Origin of the sequence: Micromonospora sp. MP36 (assembly GCF_008119785.1) — a bacterium.
Lineage (GTDB): Bacteria > Actinomycetota > Actinomycetes > Mycobacteriales > Micromonosporaceae > Micromonospora.
Genome location: NZ_VSFA01000063.1, coordinates 22723 through 40881 on the forward strand (window position 1 = coordinate 22723; position 18159 = coordinate 40881).

Below are 18159 nucleotides of genomic sequence, written 5' to 3' on the forward strand. Positions count from 1 at the left end.
ACTCCTCTCGGTTCAGTAACGTCCGGAGGCGCCGGTACGGCGCGGGCCGTACGGTGCCTCGTCGAGCCAGCGGCCGGCGGCGGGCACGACCGGGGCGACGGCGGCCGCGAGCCGTTGCCGCAGGCGTCCGGCGGAGCCGGCCTGCTGGTGGGCCAGGGCTCGGCCGGCGGCGGTCCGGTTGCGTTCGGCCGCTCCGCGTCGTGTCGCGTCGTACCGGTCGATGGCGGCGGCCGCGCCGGCCGGGTCGGGGAGCGCGGCGGCGACCGCTCCGGCGGCCTCGTCGGCGTCGGCGATGCCGCTGTTCATCCCCCGCGCGCCGAAGGGCGCGAAGAGGTGGGCGGCCTCCCCGGCGAGCAGCACCCGCCGGTGCGGGTCGGTGAACGTCGGCGCGACCCGCTGCTGGAAGTGGTAGTGCGACACCCAGAGGATCCGCTCCGGCGCACCGGGGTCGAGCACCCGCGGCAGCCACTGCCGGACCCGCTCGGGGGCGGCGATGGCCTCCTCCGTGTCGCCGGCCCGGCACTGCAGGTCGACCTGTACCCCGCCGGCGAAGGGGATGACCAGTACGTGCCGGCCGCCCATCCCGGGGTGGTGGTAGTGGAACACGCGCTCGGCGGGGTACGGCCGGTCGGGGTCCTGCTCGACGTCGACCACGACGTGGAAGCGGGGCGAGCGGTGGCCGACGATCGGGATGTCCAGGGCTCGGCGGAAGGTCGAGCGGGCCCCGTCGGCGGCGATGACGTAGGCCGCCCGGAACGTGTGGCCGTCGGCGGTGGTCAGCCGGACGCCGTCCGGGTCGACGTGGACCGCTTCGACGGCGGCGTCCCAGTGGATGCGCACGTCGAGGCGTTTGGCCGCGTCCCGGAGCAGCCGCTCGGTGTCGACCTGCCGGAGGCTGGTGAACGGGGGCAGGCCCGGCCCGTGCCGGGGCGGGTAGCTGCGCCGGAACACCTCGCGGCCGGCGTACCGGGTGGACCGGGTGTGCCAGACCAACCCGTGCCGGGCCAGCTCGGTGCCGAGGCCGGGCGCGACGCGTTCCAGCCGGTGCAGGGTCTCGCCGTGCACGTACAGGGCCCGGCTGCCGGGGCGGACCCGGTCGGCCGGGTCGGCCTCTAGCACCGTCGCGGGCAGGCCCCGCGAGCGCAGCGCCAGGGCCGCGGCCAGCCCGACCGGCCCCGCGCCGACCACCAGGACCGGTGCCGGGGGCGCGGTCACGACCGGGCCCCGACGGTACGGGCGGAGGGCGTGGCCGCTTGTGCGGCCTCCTCGCGCAGGCGGGCCTTGTCCACCTTGCCCACCGCGGTCTGTGGCAGCGCGTCGAGCACCCGGAGCCGGTCGGGCAGCTTGTACGCGGCCAGCCCGCGTTCGCGCAGGAATGCGGTCAGCTGCCCGAGCCGGGGCGCCTCGCCGCGGGGCACCACGAACAGGCAGCTGCGCTCCCCGAGCAGCCGGTCGGGCATCGCTACCAGGGCGGCCTGCGCCACCGCAGGGTGGGCGAGGACGTGGTTCTCGACCTCCTCGGCCGAGACCTTCTCGCCGCCCCGGTTGATCACGTCCTTGCGCCGGCCGGTGATGATCAGGTGCCCGCTGGGCAGCTGCCGGGCGAGGTCGCCGGTGCGGAAGAAGCCGTCGGCGGTGAAGGCGCGGGCGTTGTGGTCGGGTGCCCGGTAGTAGCCCCGGAACGTGTACGGGCCGCGGACCAGCAGCTCGCCGGTCTCGCCGTCGGGGACGGTCTGGTCCTCCGCGTCCACGATGCGGATCTCGTCGTCGGGTGAGAGCGGTTTACCCTGGGCGGTCAGGAGCAGCTCGTCCGGGTCGTCGAGCCGGCTCTGGCTGAGCAGGCCCTCGGCCATGCCGAAGGACTGCTGGAGCCGGCAGCCGAGGGCGGTCGCCATGCGGCGGGCTGCTTCGGGGGTGACGTGGCTGCCGCCGACCTGGACCAGGCGCAGGCTGCTCAGGTCGGCGGGCCGGGTGGCGGCTGCGTCGGCCCAGATCAGCCCGAGCGGCGGGACCAGCCCGGTGACGGTGACCCGTTCGGCGGCGATCAGCGGGAACGCCTCGTCGGGGCTGCCGTTCGGGCAGAGGACCACCCGCCCGCCGACGGACAGGGTGCCGAGCACCCCGGGGCAGGCGAGGGCGTAGTTGTGCGCCACCGGGAGCACGGCCAGGTAGACGGTGTCGGCGTCCAGCCCCGCGTTGGCGGCGCTGAGCCGGATGTTGTACCAGTAGTCGTCGTGGGTGCGCGGGATCAGTTTGGGCACCCCGGTGGTGCCGCCGGAGAGCAGGAACAGCGCGACGTCGGTGGGGTCCGGGTCGGGTAGCCGGGTGGGCTCGGCCTCGGTGAGCTCCGCGTACCGGACGAACCCGTCGGTGTTGCCGGCGTCGCCGACCACGACGACCGTGCGCAGCGTGGGCAGTTCGGCGCGTAGCTGCGCGGCGAGCGCGCGGTGGTCGAAGCCGCCGGCGACGTCGGGGATGACGTACGCCGCCGCCTGCCCGGTGCGGCAGAGGTACTCCACCTCGGCCCTACGGTGGGCGGGCAGGGCGAACACGGGCAGCGCGCCGAGCCGGAACAGCGCGAAGCAGAGCACCACCAACTCGGGCACGTTGGGCAGGTGCAGCACCACGCGTTCGCCGGGGCGGATGCCCTGCCGGCGCAGGCCGGCGGCGACTCGGTCGGCCTGCTCGTCCAGTTCGGCGTAGGTGAGCCGGGTCTCCCCGGCGACCAGCGCGGTACGCGGGCCGTGTGCCCGCGCCGCCGCGCGCAGCAGGGCGCCGAGCGGCTCGCCCCGCCAGTGTCCGGCGGCCCGGTACCGGGCGGCCAGGTCCTCGGGCCAGGGTACGCAGCCCTCCAGCACGTCGTCCTCCTTTCGTTCGGGCGGGTCGGTGAGGGTGGTCAGGGGGTCAGCCGTTCCAGGTCCCATCTCCCGTCGTCGCGGCGCTGGTAGCGCAGCCGGTCGGGCACCCCGTCGACGCGGCCCTGCCAGAACTCCATCCGGCGCGGGAGCAGGCGGTAGCCGCCCCAGTCCCGCCCGCGCGGCACCTCCTGGCCGGCGTAGCGGCGTTCCAGCGCGGCGATCCGCTCGCGGACGACCTCCGGGCCGTCGACCGTCGCCGACTGGTCGGAGGCGCGGGCCAGTAGCTGGACCGGGCGTGGCAGCCGGCCGAAGAAGCTGTCGGCGGCCACCTCGTCGAGGTGCTCGGTGTCGCCCTCGACGCGGACCTGCCGGTCGGCCTCGAGCCAGCCGAAGCAGAGCGCGGCCCGGGGGTTGACGGTCAGTTCCAGCCCTTTGCGGCTGTCGTAGCGGGTGAGGAAGACGAAGCCGTGGTCGACCCGGACCACGTCGACCAGTCGGGCGGCGGGCTGGCCGTCGGGGGCGACCGTGGCGAGCACGGCCGCGGCGGGGTCGTACGGGTTCGTGGCTGCCCACTCGGCCTGCCACCGGCGGAACTGCGCGACCGGGTCCGGGTCGGCCTGGCTCGGGGCGAGACCGTCGCGGCGGTACCGGGCCCGCGTCTTGGCGAGGTCGTTGGTCATCCGTCCCTCCAGTCTGGATTGCACGCTTCGCGTCATTTGATTAATCTATGGGCATATGTTAGCTTCTGCTGTTGTTCAATCCGGCACTGTCTCCCATCGAAGGGATGCCATCCGATGAGCACCTCCACCCTCGCCGCGGCGAGCCTCGTCGAGCGGCACCGCGCGGTCGACTCGCCCACTACGTTCCGGCTGCTGGACCTGGAGTGGGACCTGCTGCCCGGGGTCTTCGCCCCGCACCTGACCCAGTCCGCCGCCCTCTACGCCGAGTGGGTGCCCTACCCGGTCGGCGGCTCCTTCTGCGAGATCGGCAGCGGCACCGGCTACCTGTCGGTGCTGGCCGCCCGGCACGGCTGCGCCTCCGTGGTGGCGACCGATCTCAGCCCGGTGGCGGTCGACAACACCCGGCGCAACGCGGCCCGGCACGGCGTGGCTGACCGGGTCACCGTCTACCAGGGCGACCTCTTCGCGCCCATCCCGGCCGGCGAGCACTTCGACGTCATCTTCTGGAACTCCAACTTCGTCGACACGGACGAACCGGCCCCCGACGGCGATCACCTGCATCGGGCCCTGTTCGACCCGGGCTACCGGGCGCACGAGGGCTACCTCGCCGGGGCCCGGGAGCGCCTGCACCCGGGCGGCCAGCTGCTGCTCGGCTTCACCGACCTGGGCAACGCCGACCGGCTGGCCGAGCTGGCCGACCGGCACGGCTGGCGGGTACGCGTGCAGCGGGCCGTGCGCTGCGCCGCACCGCAGGGTGACCTGCACTACCAACTCCTCCGCCTCGAATCCGACTGACGGCCCCTAGCGCCGGCCGCCTCGGTGTGCTGCCCGGCGGCCGGCGCCGGCACGGCACCGGCGCTCGTCACGGCGTCGACGGCCAGCCGGCCGAGACGCTCGCCGCGTGCCCCAGCAACCGCAGCATGTCGCCGACCACCGCCGGGCCGGCGTCGCGCAGGTAGAAGTGGTCGCCCGGGAACACCCGGCTGTCGAAGCGGCCGGTGGTGACGTCGGCCCAGGCGCGCATCTCCTCGTCGCTGGCCTCGGTGTCGTCGGCCGCGCTGAACCCGGCCACGGCACAACCCAGCGTGGGCAGCGGGTCGGACGGCCAGTAGTTCTCGATCAGCCGGTAGTCGGCGCGCAGGCTGGGCAGCACCAGTTCCCGCAGCGCCGGGTCGTCCAGCACCGTCCCGGCGGTGCCGCCGAGGCGGCGCAGGTCCGCCAGGATCGCCTCGTCCCCGCCCACGTGGACCGTCTCCACCCGCTGCCGGTGCGGCGCCGGCCGGCCCGACACCACGAGCAACTCCGGCCGCCGCCCGGCCCGCTCCAGCCGCTGCGCCACCTCGTACGCCAGCGCCGCACCCATGCTGTGTCCGAAAAGGATCAGCCCGGCGTTCGACAGCGGGACGAGCGCCTCGGCGGCCGCGTCGGCCAGCTCGCCCAGCGTCTGCGGGATCGGGTCGCCGAGCCGGTCCTCCCGGCCCGGGTACTGCGCCGCGTACAGCTCGGCGGACGCGGGCAGGGCGGCGTTCCAGCGGCGGAAGAAGGCAGCTGTGCCACCGGCGTGCGGGAAGCAGACCAGCCGGAATCCCGGCAACGGACGCGGGTCGAAACACCGCAGCAGCCCACCGGGGCCGTACTGCTTCATGCGGAGACCTCCTGTCGTTCGGCCAACTGGGTGAGGGCGAGCGGGCGCGGCTCGGGGCGTTCCCGCAGCTCGGGCGGGCCAAGCCGGCGGGTCACCTCTTGCCAGAGCCGGCAGACGCCGAGGTGGTACTGGCCCTCGGCCTGCCCGTCTCGCTCGCCGGCGGCGACCCGGACCAGCTCGTCCAGCGCCCGCGCCACCGCCTGCGGCCAGAGGCCGCCGACGATCTCGCGGTAGCTCTCGGCGACCGCCGGGCCGAGCGGCGCGGTGCTCGGCAGGTCCAGGTAGTCCTCGGGCGCGGCGGCCAGGTCGACCAGGCTGGCGGCGGATCGGGGCAGGTGCGCCCGTGGCGACCAGAGCACCGGCCCGTGCGTACCGGTCAGGGTCAGCAGGCCGCCGGGGAAGCCCACCGTCACCCGGTGCAGCAGGTGGGCGTGGTTGTCCGGGTCGGCGGGGTCGAGCTGGTTCTGCACCCGCAGGGTCACCGGCACCCCGCCGACCACGCCGTCCAGGCTGCGGTACGGCACGTCCACCTCGGACATCCGGCGCACCGCCTCGGGCAGCGCCACCGGGTCGGCGAACCCGGCCGGGCGCAGCCGGCCGACCACCCGGCCGACGATGTCCAGCAGGCTGAAGGTGACCTGGATGCCGGCCATCGCGTCGACGAACAGGGGACGCTGGCCGGCGGCCACCAGCCGGGCCGCCGCGTCGAGGAACCGGCGCACCGGCGCCACGTGCGGGTAGTGGGTGTTGAGCTGGTACGCCACCCCGGCCCGCCGGGCCTGGCGCAGGCAGCGAGCCAGCTCGTCGGGGTGCACGGGATGTTCCTGGAGCACGTGCACACCCCGGTCGAGCAGCGCCTCGGCCAGCTGCGCCCCGGGGCCGCCGTTGATCGCCGTGCCGACCACCACGCAGGCGATGTCGACGCCGTCGGGCAGGTCGTCGACGCCGGTCAGCAGCGGCACCCGGTAGTGCTCGGCGACGGCGCGGGACCGTTCGCCGCCCCGGGCCAGCACCCCGGCCAGCTCGTAGCGGTCGGCGGCCTGGGCGATCCCGGCCAGGTAGATCCGGCCGAACCTGCTGCCGGCCACCACCACCCGCCACCGGTCCCCGCCGCCGCGCGGCCCGGCCGGCCGCGTCGTCACGCTCACAGCACCCCCTCCTCCACCTCGGCCGCCGCGGCGACCGCCACGTCGGACACGTCCACCGACAGCAGCGCGCCCCAGTCCCCCAGGCGGCGCACCGTGCGCTCGGGCGGCAGCACCGCGTCCGCGCGGTGCCGGCCGGGCGGCAGCTCGCCGTCGGCGACGGCGAGCGCCGCCAGCGCCGCGACCGCGCCGCTGAGCAGGTACGCGTCCGGGGCGCGGGCGACCAGCGTCCGGGTCAGCGGCCCGGCGTCAGTCACCCCGGTCAGCTCCAGCACGAACAGCTGGTACGAGCGCAGCCCGGCGGCGTCCAGCTCGGCGGCGTGGCAGAGCTGCCGGGCTGCCTCGCCGGGCTCGACGCCGGTGCCGGTGCCGTCGCCGGTGCCGGTCCGCAGCCGGCCCAGCAGCGCCAGGGTGTGCTCGCCGTCGAAGACGTTGAACCAGCTCGCCTCGACCAGCACCAGGTCCGCGGCGGCGCGGCGCAGCTCCCCGCTCAGGTAGGGGAAGGCGCTGACCAGGCCGGGGAAGAACGGCGCGGGCTCGTCGAGCCGGGGGGTCAGCGCGCCGGCCACCACCCGGCCGTCGCGCCAGGCGGCCCCGGCGAGGCCGTACCCGTCGGTCAGGCTGGCCAGGTAGTCGGTGGCGGCGGCCGGGGTGAACCGGTCCCGCCCGCCGGCGTACCCGGTCAGCCGCTCGACCCGGGTGAACGGCGGCCCGGCGAGCAGGCGCGGCAGCAGCCCGGTCAGGCCGGGGCTCATCCCGGCGGCCAGCACCGCCACCCGCCCTGGGCCGGGCAGCCCGGCCGCCGCCAGCTGCCCGTCGAGCAGGTCGTCCCCGGCCGCGTCGACGTAGTGGGCCCCGGCCGCGTCGGCGGCGACGGCCACCCGGGGCCCGACCGCCGTGGCCGGACCCGCGCAGTTGACCACGATGCCGCTGCCCGCGCAGGCCCCGGCCAGCGCGTCGGAGTCGGTCACGTCGGCCACCGCCACCGCCACCGGCATGGCGGCAGGCCCGGCCCCCGGCCCGGGCGCCGGTCCGCTCGCAGGCCCATTCCCCGTCGCGGCCCCCGGCCCGTATGCCGGCCCGGCCAGTTTCCCGGCCAGCGACCGCAGCGCCGCCTGCCGGCGCCCGACCAGCCGCAGCGGTAGGCCGGCCCGGTGCAGGAATCCGGCGGCGGCGCGTCCCACCGCGCCGGTGGCGCCGACCACCGTCACCGGTGACCGGCCGCTCACCGGGCCCCCTCGGGGGTCGCCGCACCGGTCGGGTGGCCCGCGCCGGCTCGGGCCGCCGCGCGCAGCGCCCGCGCCACCGCCGCGGTGTGTGGCTCCCGCAGGCAGTCGAAGTGCTCGCCCGGGATCTCCCCGACGGTCACCTCGCCCAGGCACAGGTCGCGCCAGGCCGTCTCCGGGGCGTCGGCGAGCAGCGGGCCGTCGCCGGCGGTGGTCCGTAGCAGGGTCAGATCCCCCAGGTAGGGCTGCGGGTCGAGCGCGCCGAACGCGGCGAGGCTGTGCCGGAAGACCCGGTACTGGGCGCCGACGAAACCCTCCGCGTCGAGGTCCGGTCGGGTGTGCGTGAGGGCCCGGGCCAGCGCGCCCAGCCGCTCCGGCTGGGGTACCTCGGCCAGCTTGCGGAACGTCGCGGCGACCTCGCGCACCCCGTCGTCGTCCAGGGTCGCGGCGTTGCCGTCCAGCCCGGCGATCGCCCCGGCGGGCAGTTCGGCGGTGCCGTCCGGCAGCGCGGCGCGGATCGCCCGCCGCACGGCGTCGACGTCGGAGGTGAAGCCCAGCCGGGCTGGGTCGACGCCCATGACCCGGGCAAACTCGTACTCCACGAGCAGGTCGTCGGTCACCCGGATCGGCAGCGGGTACCCGTCGAGCAGGGTCAGCCCGGCCGGCGGGTGCCCGCTCTCGAGGAGGTTGCGGGCCACCTCGACGGCGAGCGGCCCGCCGCTGCCGTACCCGATCAGGTGCACCGGCCGGTCGTGCGCGAGCAGCAGGTCGGCGTACCGGGCCGCGAGCTGCTCGACGAGGGTCGCGCGGTCGACCTCTAGGTACGCGTCCACCTTGGTCACCGCGAGCCCGAAGGCCGGCCCGGTGCCGGCCAGCTCCCGGGCCAGGGCCACGAACGGGGCCATCGTCCCGGTGGCATCGTGCACCAGCACCCACGAAGGCCCGTCCCCGTCGCCGCCGAGCGGGACCAGCGGCGATGCCGGGGTGGCCGGGGCCTCGCCGGTGCTGCCCTGCGGGACCGGCCGGCGCAGGAACTCGGCCAGCGCGGCGACCGTCGGCTCGCGCAGGATCTGCCGCAGCAGGCTGTCGAAGTAGTAGCGGGACGCCTCGGGCACCCGCTCGCGCAGCCGGGTGGCGAGCTGGCTGACCAGCAGCGAATCGCCCCCGGACTGGAAGAAGTCCTGGTTACGGCCGACCCGGGGACGCTGCAACAGCTCGGCCCAGAGCGCGGCGAGCCGCTGCTCCAGCTCGTCGCGCGGCTCGTCGCCGCCGGCGCCGGTGTCGGCCTCCCGCGGCAGCCAGCCGCGCAGGGCCGCCCGGTCGATCTTGCCGTTGCCGGTCAACGGCAGCGCGTCCACCTGCTGCACCTGGCTGGGCAGCATGTACTCGGGCAGCCGCTCGGCCAGGTGCCGGCCCAGGTCGTCGAGGTCGATGCGGCTGCGGTCCCGCTTGAACCGGGCCACGAAGACCGCCTGGCCCAGCGGGGCGAACACGTCGTCCGGTGCCGGCAGGCAGCCGACCAGCTCGGCGTCGGCGTCGGCGAGCAGCCGCAGCCAGTCCGCCCGGGGCAGGAACGTCTCGGCCCGGCCCCGCCGCTCGTCCTCGAAGTCCGCCTGCGCCTCGACGAACTCCATCGAGGACATGATCTGGTAGTTGTCTCGGGTCTGGTCGATGAAGACCAGCCAGCCGCCGGGCCGGAGCAGTTCGCGGAGCCGGTCGAACAGCCGGGGCAGGTGGCGGGCGTAGTGCAGCGCGTTGTTGCACAGCACCACGTCCAGCGAGTTGGGCGCCAAACCCTGGGCGCGGTAGTCCTGGTTCATGTCGAACAGCGCGAAGGTGACCCAGTCGTCGCCGGCGAACCGGGCTTGCGCCTCGTTCAGGAAGAACGGCGTGACGTCGGTGAACAGGTACTCCACCGGCAGGCCGCGCAGGGCCGGGATCACGTCCTGGCTGACCCCGCCCACCCCGGCGCCGATCTCCAGCAGCCGCAGCGGTGCCGGGCCGGCGTGCGCCCGGGCCACCGCGCGGACCGTCTCCGTCGCGGCGGCGTTGACGTAGCGGTTGATCGCGCTGTCCCGGTAGGCCGAGACCGCGATGTCCAGGCTGCCCTCGGGGAACAGGGCTCGCAGCGGGTCGATCTCGTCGCGGAGCAGCTCGCCGTGGCGCGCGGCGCTCTCGGCGAAGTACCGGGTCAGCACCGGGGCCTGGTCGACGTCCGCGCCGGCCGCGCGGACCGCCTGCCACGCCTGCTCGGCCCAGGCCGGGTCGAAGGAGCGGGTGGCGGTGTACCTGTCGCCGTCGCGGGTCAGGTGCCCCTCCGCGGTCAGCGCAGCCAGCCAGCGCCGCAGCAGCCGGTGGAGCTGCTCGGCGGCGCCGGTCGCGGCGATCACCTCGGCCAGGTCGTGCGCGGCGCCGGGCGTGGTGAACAGGCCGTGCCGGTGCAGGGTCGCGGCCATCGAGGCCAGGGCGGCGGTGTCCAGCAGGCCGGCGAACTCGACGAAGCGCCGCGGGTCCACCCCGGACCGGGCCTGCTCCCCGGCGGCCCGGGCGGCGGTGACCACGTCCCGTGCCCACTCGGCGTCGGCCGGGTCCGGGGCGATCCGCTCCGGCTGCACGAAGGCGGCCAGCCGCCGGTCGGTCAGCCGCTCGCCGACCGCCTCGCACACCGCGTCGGCGACCGCCGGGTGGGCGCGCAGCGCCGTCTCGATCTCGGCCAGCTCGATCCGGTGTCCCCGGATCTTGACCTGGTTGTCCTCCCGGCCGAGGAACTCCAGCGACCCGTCGGGCCAGTACCGGCCGAGGTCGCCGGTGCGGTAGAGCCGCTCGCCGGTCACCGGGTGGGTGACGAAACGCTCGGCGGTGCGGGAGGGGTCGCCGAGGTAGCCGAGGGCCAGCCCGGCCCCGCCGATGTACAGCTCACCGGGCACCCACTCCGGGCAGGGCCGCCCGGCGTGGTCCAGCACGTGGAACCGCTGGTTGGTCAGGGGCGTGCCGTACGGGATGCTCGGCCGGTTCCGGTCGACGTCGCCGATGCGGTGGTGGATGGACCAGATCGACGCCTCCGTCGCGCCGCCGAGGCTGACCACCTCCAGTCCGGGCACCCGGGCCCGGATGGCGTCCGGCAGCGGGACCGGGATCCAGTCCCCAGACAGCAGCGCGAGCCGCAGCGTGGGAAGCGACACCTCCGGCTCGCCGTCGAGGTAGTGCGTGAGCATCTGCAGCTGCGCCGGCACCGAGTTCCAGACCGTGACCTCGTGCCGAGCGACCAGGTCGGCCCAGTGCGACGGGTCGCCGCGCCGGGCCGGGTCGGGCAGCACCAGCGCGCCACCGACGGCGAGCAGGCCGAAGATGTCGTAGACCGACAGGTCGAAACCGAGGTTGGCCAGGCCGAGCACCCCGTCGGCGGCGCCCACCCGGAAGCGGTCGTTGATGTCGACGATGGTGTTCAACGCCCCCCGGTGGCTGATCACGACGCCCTTCGGGGTGCCGGTGGAGCCGGAGGTGTAGATGACGTACGCGGGGTCGTCCGGCCCGACGCCCGGAGGGGCCGCCGCCGCCTCGCCCGGGTCGACCGCGGCGGCGGCATCGAGGGAGGCGGTGGCGTCGACCGGGTGGGCGGTGACGACGTCGGGCCAGGGCCCGTCGGCCAGCCACGGCTGGGTGAGCACGTGCCGGATGCCGGCGTCGGCGATGATGCCGGCCCGCCGCGCAGGCGGTTGGACGGTGTCGATCGGCACGTAGACGGCGCCCGCCGAGAGCGCGCCGAGCACCGCGACGACCTGTTCCGCGCCCTTGTCCATGACCACGGCCACCCGGTCGCCGGGCGCGCAGCCGGCCGCGCGCAGCGCCGCGGCCACCGCGCCGGCCCGCGCGGCCAGCTCGCCGTAGGTCAGCGCGACCCGGGCGTCGCGCACCGCGAGGCGGCCCGGGGTACGCGCGGCCTGCGCCAGCACGGGGGCGTGCAGCAGCCCGTCGGGCAGCGGCCCGTCGGTGTCGTTGGCGGACTGTCGGCGGCGCTGCTGTTCGGGGTGCAGCGGCACGGGGCTGTCGGCGTCCCAGGCGGCCTCGCCGGCGGCGAGGTCGGCGAGCAGCCGGGTCAGCGCGGCGAAGGCGTCGGCCACCAGGCCGGGCGGGAAGACGCCCTCCCGGACGTCCCAGGTCAGCACCAGCCCTCCGGCGCGCTCCACGGCCTGGCAGTCGATCCAGACCTGCGGGGTCTGGCTGATGCCGTATTCGAACTCGCCGCCGTCGGCCTCGCCGAGGCCGATGGTGCTGGTGAAGACCACCGGCATCAGCGCCGCCTCGCGGCCCCGGCGGCGGGCCAGCTCGCGCAGCACGGTGACGCCGGAGCAAAGCCGGTGGTCCATGTCGTCGAAGAGCTGCGCGGCGAGCGCCGCCGCCCGCCGGTGGAACGGCGCGTCGGGCGTGGTGTCGCAGGCGAGCAGGCTGACCGTGGTGAAGTCGCCGACCAGGTGCTCGACCTGCTCGTGCAGCTGTTGCCGGTTGAGCAGGGTGAGGTTGAGGGTGAACTGCGGCTGCCGGCTCCACCGGCCGATCACTTCGGCGTACGCGGCGAGCACCGCCGCGGACGGGGTGAGCCCCCGGCTGGCCGCGTGCCGGCGGAATGCGGCCCAGGCCGCCGGGTCCAGCATGGACTGGCGGCGCTCGAAGCGGCCACTCGCCGCCTCCGGCCGGGTGGGCAGCTCCGGGGCGGGCGGCAGCTCGTCGAGCCGGTTCCACCAGTACGCCCGGTCCCGCTCGTAGCGCCCACCGTCGCGGAGCCGCCGCTCGGCGAGCACGTAGTCGCGGAAGGTGATGTCCAGTGGGGGCAGTACGGCGGCGGGGTCGGCGTAGAGCTGGTGCAGCTCCACGAGCAGGCGCTGGATGCTGAGGTAGTCGGCGATGAGGAAGTCGACCGAGACGTGCAGCACGCTGCGCCGGGCGCCTCGGGTCACGCGCAGCTCGAACAGCGGCCACCGGGCCGGCTCGTACTCCTGGTGGCTCAGCTCGGCGCGGACCGCGTCGACGGCCGCGGCGAGTTGGTCGTCGTCGCCGTCGCGCAGGTCCGTGACGGGAATGGCGTAGTGCGGGACCTCGGCGGCGACCTGCTGGTGGCCCTCGGGGTGCACCGTGGCGCGGAGCATGTCGTGCCGGGCGATCAGCGTGTTCCAGGCCCGCTCCAGCCGGCCCGGGTCGAGGTCCGGGTAGCTAAGCTCGCCGTACACCTGGCAGGCCGTGCCGCCCGAGCCGTACGCGTCGTGGCGGCCGACCAGGTAGGCGGCCTGCACGTCGGTCAGCGGGAACGGCTGGTACCGGCCGTCCGGGTCGGGGGTGAGGGTGACGGCCCGGGCGCGCAGGTGGGCGAGGATCTCCTCCCGGTGCTCCCGCACGGCGTCGCGGCGCTGCGGGGTCAGCGCGCCCTTCGGAGCGCGGAACCGCAGCTGGCCGTCCTCCTCCCAGAGCTCGATCCCAGCGTCGCGCAGTTCGTCGATCAGCGATGCCACGCTCACAGCACACCCTCCTCGAATGCGTCGTCGCCCGCCTGGCGCTCGGCGATCCGCTCGGCGAGCCCGGCGACGGTGGGACTGTCGAAGACCTGGCGCATGGACAGCTCGACGCCGAGCAGGTCGCGTACCTGGGCGACGAGCCGGGTGGCCAGGACGCTGTCGCCGCCCAGGGCGAAGAAGTTCTGCCCGCGGCCGACGGTGGGCAGGTCCAGCAGCTCGGCCCAGATCTTGGCCAGGGTCACCTCGATGTCGCCGCGCAGCTGCCCGTCGTCGTCCGTCGCGGCGGCCGCGGCGGTCTCGTCGGCGCGTCGGGTCAGCTCCGCCCGGTCGACCTTGCCGTTGGCGGTCAGCGGCCAGCGGGGCAGCGGTTCGATGGTGGCCGGTAGGGCGTGCGCCGGCAGCCGGTCGGCCAGGAACGGCCCGAGCGCCTCGAGGTCGACCTGCGCGGCGGCCGGGATGACGAAGGCCGCGAGGCGTTGCCGGTTCTCCCCGGCGGTGACCACGGTGGCGTCGGCGATGTCCGGGTGTTGGGTGAGGGCGGTTTCGATCTCGCCGAGTTCGATCCGGTGCCCGCGAATCTTCACCTGATGATCCCGCCGGCCCAGGAACTCCAACGTCCCGTCCGGCCAGTACCGGCCCAGATCCCCCGTCCGATACCAGCGCACACCGTCACGGACGACGAACCGCTGTGCCGTCAACTCCGGCGCACCCCGGTACCCCTCGGCCACCCCCAATCCACCGATCCACAACTCCCCCGGCACCCAGTCCGGGCAATCCCGGCCTCGGGCATCCACCACCCGATACCGCTGATTCCGCAACGGCCGCCCATACGGCACCGACCGCCACTGCGCCGGAACCTCATCCACCTCGCAGGCGTTCGACCAGATCGCCGCTTCCGTCGCCCCACCCAGAGCCACGAACCGGCACCCCGGCGCCACCGCCCGCACCCGGCCCGGCAGATCCAAACCCACCCAGTCACCCGAGACGAGCACCAACCGCAGACCCTCACCCAGGCCCTGCTCACCCGCCGCGGTCAACGCCATGTCCAACAACGCCGGCACCGAGTTCCACACCGTCACCCGATGCGCCCGCGCCAACCCCAACCACACCAGCGGATCCCGCCGACCCGACTCCGGCACCACCACCAGAGCCCCACCAGCCGCCAACAGGCCGAATACGTCGTACACCGACAGATCGAAATCCAGTGCCGACACCGCCAACACCCGATCCTGCGGCCCCACCCCGAACCGGGCACTCACATCCTCCACCGTGTTCACCGCCGCCCGATGCGACACCTGCACACCCTTCGGCTCCCCCGTCGACCCCGACGTGAAAATCACGTACGCGGTCGCCTGGTCGTCCACGCGGACCGGCTCGGCCAACGGCGGGCTCCCGGCCGCCCGGTCGATCGGCAACACCGACACCCCGTCCGGCCATGACCAGCCGACGCCGGCCTCATCGGTGAGGACCCAGCCGGCTCGTGCCCCGGCGAGGATGCGCTCCCTACGTACGGGTGGCTGGTCGACGCCCACCGGCACGTACACCCCGCCGGCGGCCAGCACCCCCAGTACCGCGACCACCTGCTCCGGGCCCTTCGGCAAGGTCACGGCCACCACGTCCCCGGGGGTGAGCCCGGCACGGGCCAACGCGCCCGCCACTCTCAGGGCAGCGTCGGCCAACTCCCCATAGGACAGGCACCCGGACTCCCACAACACCGCCGGGCGATCCGGAGCCTGCACCGCACGAGCGAAGAACCCCTCATGCAGAAGCCGACCCGACACCACGCCCTCGGTCGCGTTCACCAACTCCCGCACCCGACGCTGACCCTCCGGCAACAAACCACCCACCGGAGCCGACCAATCCCCCGCCACCAGACGCGACAACAACCCCACATACGCGGAGAACATCGCCTCCACCACACCCGCCGGGAACAACCCCGACACCACATCCCAATTCAGCAACAACCCACCACCCAACTCGACCACCTGATGGTCCAGCCACACCTGCGGCGTCTGGGAGATGCCCCAGACCCGCTCGGCGTACGGGTGGGGGCTGCCGACCGCGGCCCGCTCGGTCACCCCGAGGGTGCTGGTGAACACCACCGGCATGGAGACCTCCGCGGAGCCCTGCCGGCGGGCCAACTCGCGCAGGATCTCCACTGCGGAGACCTCGCTGTGCTCCAGGTCGCGCCACACCTGCTCCTGCAGGCGGCGGGCCGTCTCCAGGAAGCTCTCCCCCGGCCGGGCCCGGTACGCCACGAGCAGCAGCGAGGTGAAGTCTCCGAGTACGTTGTTGATGTCCGGGTGCACGTCGCGCCGGTCGAAGAGGGTGAGGTTGACGGTCAGCTCCTGCTGCCCGCTCCAGGCGGAGAGCACCTCGGCGAAGGCGGTGGCGAGCACGGTGGACGGGGTCAGGTCGTGCCGGCGGGCGGCGTCGGCCAGGGCCGCCCACTCCTGGGGGCTGAGCCGGTGCTCGTGCCGTTCGAAGGTGGGCCGGCCGAGCCGGGCCGGCTCGACGGCGGTCGGCAACGCCGGTGCCGGAGGCAGGTCCTCGAGGCGGTTGCGCCAGTACTCCCGTGCTCTGGCGAGCGCGGCCGGCGCCGGCCGGACGCTGGTGACGTAGTCGCGGAAGGACATGCCGACCGGTGGCAGCGCAGCGTCGAGGTCGTCGTAGAGCAGCTCCAGCTCCCGGAAGACGATCATCGAGCTGAGCGCGTCCAGGATGATGTTGTCGAGGCTGACGCCGATGCGAACCCGGTCGCCGTAGCGGACCGCCCGTACGTCGAACAGCGGCCACTCGGTCGCGGAGACGAGCTGGTGCGACATGGCCTCGCGCAGCCCGGCCAGGGCTTCCCGCTCGGCGCCGGGGGCGGCGTCGGTGACGGGGATTCGCAGCCGGGGCACCTCGGGCAGGATCCGCTGCCGGCCGTCGTCGTCGAAGACCGCGCGGAGCATCTCGTGCCGGGCGATGAGCTGGTTCCAGGCCTCCTCCAGCCGGTCGAGGTCGACGTGTGCGCCGTCCAGCTCGGTGTAGAAGTGGCAGCCGACCCCGCCGAGGGTGAACTCCTCGTTGCGTCCCATCCAGTACGCGCGCTGCACGTCCGTCGGCGGGAACGGGTCGTACCGGTGCTCGGGGTCGGGGGTGAGCCGGGGCTGCTCCGGATCGGCGCCGGCCCGGCCGGGGGTGAGCCCGGCGGCGAAGGCGGACAGCACCGGATTGGCGAACAGGGCGCTGAGTTCGGCGCCGTGCAGGCCCTCGGCCCGCAGCTGGGTGATCAGCCGGGTGGCGAGCAGGCTGTCTCCGCCGAGGGCGAAGAAGCTGTCGTTGCGGCCGATCCGCTCGGCCTCCAACAGTTCGGCCCAGAGCCGGGCGACGGTCTGTTCCATCTCGCCACGTGGTGGCTCGTACTCTCCGGCCTGGTCGGTGACGGTGGCGGTGAGCGTGCGGGTGAGGGCGGCCTGGTCGACCTTGCCGTTGGCGGTCAGCGGCAGCGCCGCGGTCACCAGCACCGCGTCGGGCAGCATGTACGAGGGCAGCCGGTCGGCGAGCCACTCCCGGAGCACGGTCAGCGCGTCCGAACCGCCGAGGTCGGCGCCGTCGGTGGGCACCACGGCGGCGGCGAGTCGGGCCGGGCTGAGGTCGAGCCGGACGGCGACGGCCCGGGACACCTGCGGGTGTTGGGTGAGGGCGGTTTCGATCTCGCCGAGTTCGATCCGGTGCCCGCGAATCTTCACCTGATGATCCCGCCGGCCCAGGAACTCCAACGTCCCGTCCGGCCAGTACCGGCCCAGATCCCCCGTCCGATACCAGCGCACACCGTCACGGACGACGAACCGCTGTGCCGTCAACTCCGGCGCACCCCGGTACCCCTCGGCCACCCCCAATCCACCGATCCACAACTCCCCCGGCACCCAGTCCGGGCAATCCCGGCCTCGGGCATCCACCACCCGATACCGCTGATTCCGCAACGGCCGCCCATACGGCACCGACCGCCACTGCGCCGGAACCTCATCCACCTCGCAGGCGTTCGACCAGATCGCCGCTTCCGTCGCCCCACCCAGAGCCACGAACCGGCACCCCGGCGCCACCGCCCGCACCCGGCCCGGCAGATCCAAACCCACCCAGTCACCCGAGACGAGCACCAACCGCAGACCCTCACCCAGGCCCTGCTCACCCGCCGCGGTCAACGCCATGTCCAACAACGCCGGCACCGAGTTCCACACCGTCACCCGATGCGCCCGCGCCAACCCCAACCACACCAGCGGATCCCGCCGACCCGACTCCGGCACCACCACCAGAGCCCCACCAGCCGCCAACAGGCCGAATACGTCGTACACCGACAGATCGAAATCCAGTGCCGACACCGCCAACACCCGATCCTGCGGCCCCACCCCGAACCGGGCACTCACATCCTCCACCGTGTTCACCGCCGCCCGATGCGACACCTGCACACCCTTCGGCTCCCCCGTCGACCCCGACGTGAAAATCACGTACGCGGTCGCCTGGTCGTCCACGCGGACCGGCTCGGCCAACGGCGGGCTCCCGGCCGCCCGGTCGATCGGCAACACCGACACCCCGTCCGGCCATGACCAGCCGACGCCGGCCTCATCGGTGAGGACCCAGCCGGCTCGTGCCCCGGCGAGGATGCGCTCCCTACGTACGGGTGGCTGGTCGACGCCCACCGGCACGTACACCCCGCCGGCGGCCAGCACCCCCAGTACCGCGACCACCTGCTCCGGGCCCTTCGGCAAGGTCACCGCCACCGTGTCTCCCGGGGTTACCCCCGCGGCGACCAGCGCCCCCGCCACCCGCAGCGCCGAAGCTCGCAGCTCTCCATAGGACAGGCAGCCCGACTCCCACAACACCGCCGGGCGATCCGGAGCCTGCACCGCACGAGCGAAGAACCCCTCATGCAGAAGCCGACCCGACACCACGCCCTCGGTCGCGTTCACCAACTCCCGCACCCGACGCTGACCCTCCGGCAACAAACCACCCACCGGAGCCGACCAATCCCCCGCCACCAGACGCGACAACAACCCCACATACGCGGAGAACATCGCCTCCACCACACCCGCCGGGAACAACCCCGACACCACAT

Annotated in this window: 9 protein-coding genes; 1 reads left to right on the forward strand and 8 read right to left on the reverse strand. The window is 74.5% G+C overall.

Translation table 11 applies throughout. The features are described from left to right. Positions 1-12 precede the first annotated feature (12 nt). Genes FXF52_RS28840 through pdxH form a run of 3 tightly spaced genes read right to left on the reverse strand, consistent with a single transcriptional unit; the run spans position 13 to position 3538 of the window. A complete protein-coding gene (locus FXF52_RS28840; RefSeq protein ID WP_148801480.1) occupies positions 13-1215 on the reverse strand; it encodes an FAD-dependent monooxygenase in 1203 nt (400 codons plus the stop codon). Continuing rightward, positions 1212-2924 carry a (2,3-dihydroxybenzoyl)adenylate synthase gene (locus tag FXF52_RS28845; protein WP_148801481.1) on the reverse strand — a complete coding sequence of 571 codons (1713 nt, stop codon included), beginning with the start codon at positions 2922-2924 and terminating at the stop codon, positions 1212-1214. Before FXF52_RS28845 ends, FXF52_RS28840 begins: the two co-directional genes overlap by 4 nt. Beyond that, the gene (gene pdxH, locus FXF52_RS28850; protein WP_148801482.1) at positions 2897-3538 is read right to left on the reverse strand and encodes a pyridoxamine 5'-phosphate oxidase; all 642 of its coding nucleotides are present in this window, start codon (positions 3536-3538) and stop codon (positions 2897-2899) included. The genes FXF52_RS28845 and pdxH overlap by 28 nt, the downstream gene beginning before the upstream one ends. A 114-nt stretch (positions 3539-3652) precedes the next feature. On the opposite strand from pdxH, the gene FXF52_RS28855 reads away from it, so the two are divergent. Next, positions 3653-4333, forward strand: a complete 681-nt coding sequence (locus FXF52_RS28855; protein ID WP_148801483.1) for a class I SAM-dependent methyltransferase — start codon at positions 3653-3655, stop codon at positions 4331-4333. A gap of 67 nt (positions 4334-4400) precedes the next feature. Here FXF52_RS28855 and FXF52_RS28860 read toward each other — a convergent pair whose 3' ends face one another. From FXF52_RS28860 to FXF52_RS43910, 5 genes are read right to left on the reverse strand one after another with little or no spacing between them, the layout of a single operon-like run. Further along, positions 4401-5183, reverse strand: coding sequence for a thioesterase II family protein (locus FXF52_RS28860; RefSeq protein WP_148801484.1), 783 nt, complete (start codon positions 5181-5183; stop codon positions 4401-4403). Continuing rightward, entirely contained in the window at positions 5180-6331 is a 1152-nt protein-coding gene (locus FXF52_RS28865; protein WP_222870730.1) for a Gfo/Idh/MocA family oxidoreductase, read from the reverse strand. The genes FXF52_RS28860 and FXF52_RS28865 overlap by 4 nt, the downstream gene beginning before the upstream one ends. Continuing rightward, positions 6328-7557, reverse strand: a complete 1230-nt coding sequence (locus FXF52_RS28870; protein WP_187413765.1) for a saccharopine dehydrogenase NADP-binding domain-containing protein — start codon at positions 7555-7557, stop codon at positions 6328-6330. The genes FXF52_RS28865 and FXF52_RS28870 overlap by 4 nt, the downstream gene beginning before the upstream one ends. Continuing rightward, positions 7554-13064: a non-ribosomal peptide synthetase gene (locus FXF52_RS28875; protein WP_148801486.1), complete on the reverse strand. Its 5511-nt coding sequence runs from the start codon at positions 13062-13064 to the stop codon at positions 7554-7556. The genes FXF52_RS28870 and FXF52_RS28875 overlap by 4 nt, the downstream gene beginning before the upstream one ends. Beyond that, a complete protein-coding gene (locus FXF52_RS43910) occupies positions 13061-18025 on the reverse strand; it encodes a non-ribosomal peptide synthetase (RefSeq protein ID WP_305069363.1) in 4965 nt (1654 codons plus the stop codon). The genes FXF52_RS28875 and FXF52_RS43910 overlap by 4 nt, the downstream gene beginning before the upstream one ends. Positions 18026-18159: the final 134 nt, after the last annotated feature.

What these genes read in the sequence shown, in the direction of transcription:
- pdxH (WP_148801482.1), bottom strand. Translation starts at nt 3,538, where the DNA reads ATGACCAACGACCTCGCCAAGACGCGGGCCCGGTACCGCCGCGACGGT.
- FXF52_RS28855 (WP_148801483.1), top strand. Translation starts at nt 3,653, where the DNA reads ATGAGCACCTCCACCCTCGCCGCGGCGAGCCTCGTCGAGCGGCACCGC.
- FXF52_RS28860 (WP_148801484.1), bottom strand. Translation starts at nt 5,183, where the DNA reads ATGAAGCAGTACGGCCCCGGTGGGCTGCTGCGGTGTTTCGACCCGCGT.
- FXF52_RS28845 (WP_148801481.1), bottom strand. Translation starts at nt 2,924, where the DNA reads ATGGGACCTGGAACGGCTGACCCCCTGACCACCCTCACCGACCCGCCC.